This is a genomic window from Citrobacter sp. Cf132 (assembly GCF_030333885.1).
GTDB classification, from domain to species: domain Bacteria; phylum Pseudomonadota; class Gammaproteobacteria; order Enterobacterales; family Enterobacteriaceae; genus Citrobacter; species Citrobacter freundii.
The window spans coordinates 104,902-111,259 of record NZ_JAOWFA010000069.1 but is presented as its reverse complement, the minus strand read 5'-3'; the positions used below and the strand labels follow the sequence as shown (position 1 = coordinate 111,259).

At 48.8% G+C, this 6,358-nt stretch carries 4 protein-coding genes and 1 pseudogene; 4 read left to right on the top strand and 1 reads right to left on the bottom strand.

The window, feature by feature from the left end; genetic code table 11:
• Window positions 1–70 precede the first annotated feature (70 nt).
• Window positions 71–1,051 (top strand): IS5-like element ISKpn26 family transposase, encoded by a 981-nt coding sequence (locus OGV85_RS19805; protein WP_000019450.1) that lies wholly within the window; start codon window positions 71–73, stop codon window positions 1,049–1,051.
• A gap of 138 nt (window positions 1,052–1,189) precedes the next feature.
• Here OGV85_RS19805 and OGV85_RS24475 read toward each other — a convergent pair.
• A pseudogene (locus OGV85_RS24475) lies at window positions 1,190–1,438 on the bottom strand (undecaprenyl-phosphate glucose phosphotransferase); the annotation flags it as partial.
• A gap of 1,040 nt (window positions 1,439–2,478) precedes the next feature.
• On the opposite strand from OGV85_RS24475, the gene OGV85_RS19800 reads away from it, so the two are divergent.
• Genes OGV85_RS19800 through OGV85_RS19790 form a run of 3 tightly spaced genes read left to right on the top strand, consistent with a single transcriptional unit; the run spans window position 2,479 to window position 6,355 of the window.
• Window positions 2,479–3,057, top strand: a complete 579-nt coding sequence (locus OGV85_RS19800) for a fimbrial protein (protein WP_003037185.1) — start codon at window positions 2,479–2,481, stop codon at window positions 3,055–3,057.
• Between the two features lie 54 nt (window positions 3,058–3,111).
• A complete protein-coding gene (locus OGV85_RS19795) occupies window positions 3,112–3,783 on the top strand; it encodes a fimbrial biogenesis chaperone (protein ID WP_061548175.1) in 672 nt (223 codons plus the stop codon).
• A 13-nt stretch (window positions 3,784–3,796) separates the two neighbouring features.
• Window positions 3,797–6,355, top strand: a complete 2,559-nt coding sequence (locus OGV85_RS19790; protein WP_061548176.1) for a fimbria/pilus outer membrane usher protein — start codon at window positions 3,797–3,799, stop codon at window positions 6,353–6,355.
• Window positions 6,356–6,358: the final 3 nt, after the last annotated feature.

Sequence of the window (6,358 nt, the reverse complement as noted above, 5' to 3'; positions counted from 1 at the left end):
AGGGAAGGTGCGAACAAGTTCCTGATATGAGATCATCATATTCATCCGGAGCGCATCCCAGAGGGACATCATGAGCCATCAACTCACCTTCGCCGATAGTGAATTCAGCACTAAGCGCCGTCAGACCCGAAAAGAGATTTTCCTCTCCCGCATGGAGCAGATTCTGCCATGGCAGAATATGACCGCTGTCATCGAGCCGTTTTATCCCAAGGCGGGCAATGGCCGACGGCCCTATCCGCTGGAGACCATGCTGCGTATTCACTGCATGCAGCATTGGTACAACCTGAGCGACGGTGCCATGGAAGATGCCCTGTACGAAATCGCCTCCATGCGCCTGTTTGCCCGATTATCCCTGGATAGCGCCCTGCCGGATCGCACCACCATCATGAATTTCCGCCACCTGCTCGAGCAGCATCAACTGGCCCGTCAATTGTTCAAGACCATCAATCGCTGGCTGGCCGAAGCAGGCGTCATGATGACCCAAGGCACTTTGGTGGATGCCACCATCATTGAGGCACCCAGCTCGACCAAGAACAAAGAGCAGCAACGCGATCCGGAGATGCATCAGACCAAGAAAGGCAATCAGTGGCACTTTGGCATGAAGGCCCACATTGGTGTCGATGCCAAGAGTGGCCTGACCCACAGCCTGGTCACCACCGCGGCCAACGAGCATGACCTCAATCAGCTGGGTAATCTGCTTCATGGAGAGGAGCAATTTGTCTCAGCCGATGCCGGCTACCAAGGAGCGCCACAGCGCGAGGAGCTGGCCGAGGTGGATGTGGACTGGCTGATCGCCGAGCGTCCCGGCAGGGTAAAAACCTTGAAGCAGCATCCGCGCAAGAACAAAACGGCCATCAACATCGAATACATGAAAGCCAGCATCCGTGCCAGGGTGGAGCACCCGTTTCGCATCATCAAGCGGCAGTTCGGCTTCGTGAAAGCCAGATACAAGGGGCTGCTGAAAAACGATAACCAACTGGCGATGTTATTCACCCTGGCCAACCTGTTTCGGGTGGACCAAATGATACGTCAGTGGGAGAGATCTCAGTAAAAACCGGAAATAACGCCAGAAATGGTGGAAAAAATAGCCTAAATAGGCTGATTCGATGTGTTTGCGGGAAAAAAATCGGCCCAGATCCGCGAAATTTTAATCAGCGAGTCAGCTTGGGAAGAAATGACCTGCTTATTCGCACCTTCCCAAGCGTTTTTGATTACGCAAACCGATCGTCTTAATCTTTTGCTGGTACATTTTAATGTATTCAGCAAACAGTAAGAAAAAGATCGAGAAGAGAAGACTCAAAATCGCAATGGTGTTAAAGGGCACCAAACCCAGCAGATGGGCGCTAAAAATTAACACCACATTGATAACAATGAAATCGACCAGTTTTAAAAAGACCGGATATCCTTGACTGCTAATCTTTAGCGAATTTTTAAGCATATCTCAACCTATTATCGATTGATCTTTAATTGTTTTTTTCTTATTTCATGAAGTTAATTATATCACAAGCTTAAAAAACACAAGGGTAGATTGTCAGCAAATGTAAAAAGAAAGATGATAAGTTGTGACAAGCACCTCACAAGATATCAGCATCAATATGATTTTATTGACTATTAAAATCAAGCTCGATTTATTTTCCACATTAGAAAATATAATTACCTGCAACAAAAATCGCATTGACAGATAACAGTTCATGAACTAATAGCAAGTGCAATTGTATGATGAATACCCGGGTCACTTACTGGGGTAGGCTCATCGGGAGCCTCTCACTTGCCGCCTTCCTACAACGAGAAATCCGTAGCATATATAAGCGTATATAATATCCTTTAGAAAAATAACACGGGAATATATTAACAAGAAAATGATTAGCAAGCTTATTGTGAGCGGGATGCTTACTGATTGGATCTTAGAATTATCGTCATTCTGATGTACAAAAATGAAGAACAATCAAATTCAGCACAAAAAATTTAGTTTAAATAATTGTAGCAACTCCGATGACTGAAGATGACCAACATGACTTTACAGGTATAAAAAACACACTGTAACTGTTCAACCCCAAAATGAATATCACATCTCGCTAATATCAACATTCTGCGAACTTATACATCTAACAACAGTAATTTCAACACAGATCAACCCGCTCATTCAAAACACCCAAAAAGAATAAATGACAACATTGATATTTTGTTAAATGTACCACAACGATAATCCCATACGTTATTTATAATCATGTATTTACCGTGTTAAAAAACCTGAAAAGATTACTAAAACACCCTTTCATCACACAAAAAAAATTATGTTTACTTATTTTTCGCAAATAAATAATATCCGCAGCGGATGACTTGTTGAGCAATTTACAAACGTTAATCGTTTCTTTTAAATGAAGTCCTGCATCATTTTTTGACATTGATGTACTCCGGCTGAATCTGCGCCTCTGACAAGTACTCTTCTGGGTAAATAATAAATTTAACGGAGTTATGATGAAGAAAATTACACTCACCTGCACCGCGCTGGTTGCTTTGTTTGCGGCTAATGTTGGCGCGGCAGGAAGTACTAATTACGCCACCACCGCGGGAGCAGGTTCTAAAGCCACCGCGACGGTCCATTTTACCGGTGAAATTGTTGCCAGCACCTGCGTAGTGAACACCGCCAATCCAACAAATACAAACGTCGTATTACCGCAAGTCACCAACCAGTTATTTGGCGGCGCAGGCTCTACCACCGGCGATACTCAGTTTACGTTGCAATTCACCAACTGCAGTGGGGCTACAGGAGGAAGCGGCTATGTGGTGGTATTTACTGATAAAACCCCTGGCAGTAACACAAAACTTCTGGAAGCGTTTCGTACAACAGTTGCTGCCACCGATGTCGGCATCGAAGTGGATCATGCCGGTAGCGCCCTCGATTTCTCCGCGGGTCAGAATGAAGTGTCATTGACACCGGACCAAAACGGCGATGCACATATTGATTTGGTCGCCAAATATCAGCAAATAGGCGCAACGCTGCCTGCGGCAGGCACAATTACTGCGGATATGAATTACACCGTCATTTATAAATAACGGACGTTGATTGCTATGGATGGCACTGTTCCCTGAATCTGGAAAGTGCACCTGATGAATAAAGTCTTCTTTTATCTGTTGCTATGCGTGGTTAGCACCGCACACAGCGCGATTAATTTGGGTCAAACACGCGTTATTTATAATGAGAACGATAAAGCAGCGATGTTTGACGTCAACAATAATACAGACAAGCCATATATGGTACAGACATGGCTGGATAAGGGTAATCCAGATGAGACGCTGGCCAATCTGCCAATGATAATTACCCCGCCGATCCTGAAACTCGACGGCCATAAATCCGCCGTGCTACGGGCTATTTACCAGGGCAACGGGCTTCCCCATGATATTGAATCGGTATTGTGGATTAACGTGCAGGAAATCCCCACCATTGAAAACGAGGAAAATACCTTACAACTGGCGCAACGAATTCGCATCAAACTCTTTTATCGCCCTGCGGGGTTGAATATGACGCTACCTGAAGCGGTCGAGAAATTACAGTGGCAATGTCACGGAAATACTCTGCGTGCCGTTAATCCGACACCGTTACATATTTCTCTGACGCAATTGCATATTAACGGCCAAAACGTTGATGCCGATATGGTGAATCCTCATGGCGAACGCACGTTTACGCTGTCGCAGCAAAAAGTTAGCCACATCGATTTTAACTGGGTAGATGATTACGGCGGCACTAACGCGGTCAATAACGTCCCGATATCGTGTTATTAAGTCAGGGGTTGCAATGATGATAAAAAATAAGCAACCGCAACGGTTTAAGGAAAAGGTCTTTACGCTGTCAACGTTGGTCCTGTGTATGCCTGCTTACGCCAACAGTGCGCCACAATTTAATACCCGTTTTGTGCACGGTGCGCAAAATATTACCTCCGTGGTGCAAATCGCCCGTAATGATGGGCTTAGCGAAGGGACGTTTGAATACGATATTTATATTGATCATAGCTTCGTTGAGACGCGCAATGTTGCCTTCAAAAGACGTCAGCCAGAAGGCAAGCCACAACCCTGCCTAAGCGCTGACGATCTGCGCAGATACGGGATTAAAATCCCGGATGACCGCAGCGATACCTGCGTTGAGCTCACAGCGCTGATAGCAAACAGCCGCCTGACGGCAGATGCAAACTACCAGCGTATTGATATTTCAGTGCCGGAAGCTTTTCTGCTCTCGACCGCACACGATGCAGTCCCGGAGTCTGCCTATGACGATGGGGTTAATGCCGCTTTTGTCGGCTACAACGTCAATACCACCCGCCTGGCCGAACAGGGTCAGGATCATGACTCCGTTTTTGCCAGTTTTGCCAACGGCATCAACCTGGCGGGATGGCATTTCCGTAACCAGTCCACGTTCAGCTACGCCAGCGGTTCAGGCCGCCAGTGGCAGGCGGTTTCTACGTGGGTGGAGCGCAATATTGTTGCGCTACGTAGCCGCTTGCGCATCGGGCAAACCTACACGGATGACAATGTGTTCGACAGCATCCAGTTTACCGGGGCGCAGCTCACCAGCGATGAAAATATGTTGCCTGATAGCCAACGCGATTTTGCCCCGGTCGTTCGCGGCGTCGCCAACAGCAATGCCACAATCGAAATCCGGCAAAATGGCTACCTGATCTACAGTAAAAACGTCGCGCCGGGCGCGTTTGACATCGACGATATTAACCCCAGCAACCAGAGTGGCGATCTGGATGTTAGCGTTATTGAAGCCGATGGCAGCCGTCGCAATTTCAGCGTGCCTTATTCGGCGGTACCGAACATGCTGCGCGCAGGTAACAGCCGTTTTCAGTTTACGGCCGGGGAATACCGTGACGGTTACAGTGGCGGCTGGCGGCCCCGTTTTGTCCAGGGAACGTTGAGCTATGGCCTCAGCTCTGGAACCACGCTGTACGGCGGTTTACTGACGGCGGAAAGTTACAACGCGATTGCCACTGGGGTCGCTCAGGATCTGCATCAGTTCGGCGCGATCTCCTTTGATATCACCACCGCCCGAGCACAGCTTGCCAGCGGAGAAGCGTCCACGGGGCAAAGTTACCGTTTCCTGTATTCTAAATCGCTGAACCAGTACGGCACGGATTTTCGTCTGGTTGGCTACCGCTACAATACATCCGGCTATTACAGCTTTAGCGACACCATTAACGAGCATAACAGCTGGTCCTCGGGTTATTACGACAACGCCTATGACGACCCCAATCAGCAGCTGCGTTACCCTGGCGAGCAGCACAACAAAAAGCATTACTACACCAGTAACTACAATAATCGCCGCCAACGTTTTGAGGTTTCTGTTAATCAGCGTTTGTGGGATAACGCCTCGCTTTACGTCAGCGCCAGCCAGCAAAACTACTGGCACAACGGGAGTCACGACCGCACGATACAGCTGGGTTACAACGATACGCTGGGGAAAATCAACTGGAGCGTATACGTGCAGGACACCCGCAACCAGTACGACTACCAGGACCGCAGTATCAACCTGACGTTATCCATCCCATTTGATTTCATGGACAGCCACGGCTTTGTCTCTGCCAACGTGATGCATAGCCAGCAGAATGGCGACAGCTACTCCACCAGCTACAGCAACACCGCATTTGACGATCGTCTGAGCTGGGGCGTTCAAGGCAGTACCACCGATCGACAGGATTCCGCTGCCGGCGTTAACGCCGCCTGGCAAGGCGACAAGATGAACGTTCAGGGAGGCTATAGCGCCGGGCGCAACTACCAGAATATGAATATGGGCATCAGAGGCGGGGCGATGCTGCACGCAGGCGGCGTTACGCTTATGCACTCTCCGGGTGACACCATGGTGTTGGTCGAGGCTCAAAATGCCGACGGCGTCCATATCCAGCAACAAAACGGCGTGGCGATAGACGGTAACGGCTATGCGGTCCTGACTGCGGCAGATGCCTGGCATTACAACGTGGTGAGTCTGAATACCGCCGATATTGGCGCCGGTCTGGATATTCCCCAGGCACAGAAAAAAATTGTCCCGACAGAGAAAGCCATCGGCAAAGTCGTGTTTGAAACCTTCAGCGGGCGCAACTATCTGGTGAATGCAGTCATACCCGGCAACATAGCCCCACCGGTTGGTGCGATCGTTCGGGATGCCAAAGGCCGCAATCACGGCCTGGTCGGTTTGCATGGCGCTCTGTATGCCAGCGGCGTGGAAGATAATTCGCGCCTGGAAGTGCGCTGGGGCTCACATACCAATGAACACTGCTTTATTCAAATGCCGGATAACCATCACCAGCCGGTGAAGAAAATCGGATATACACAAATTACTGCCCAGTGCGTCGGTTCGTAAGGT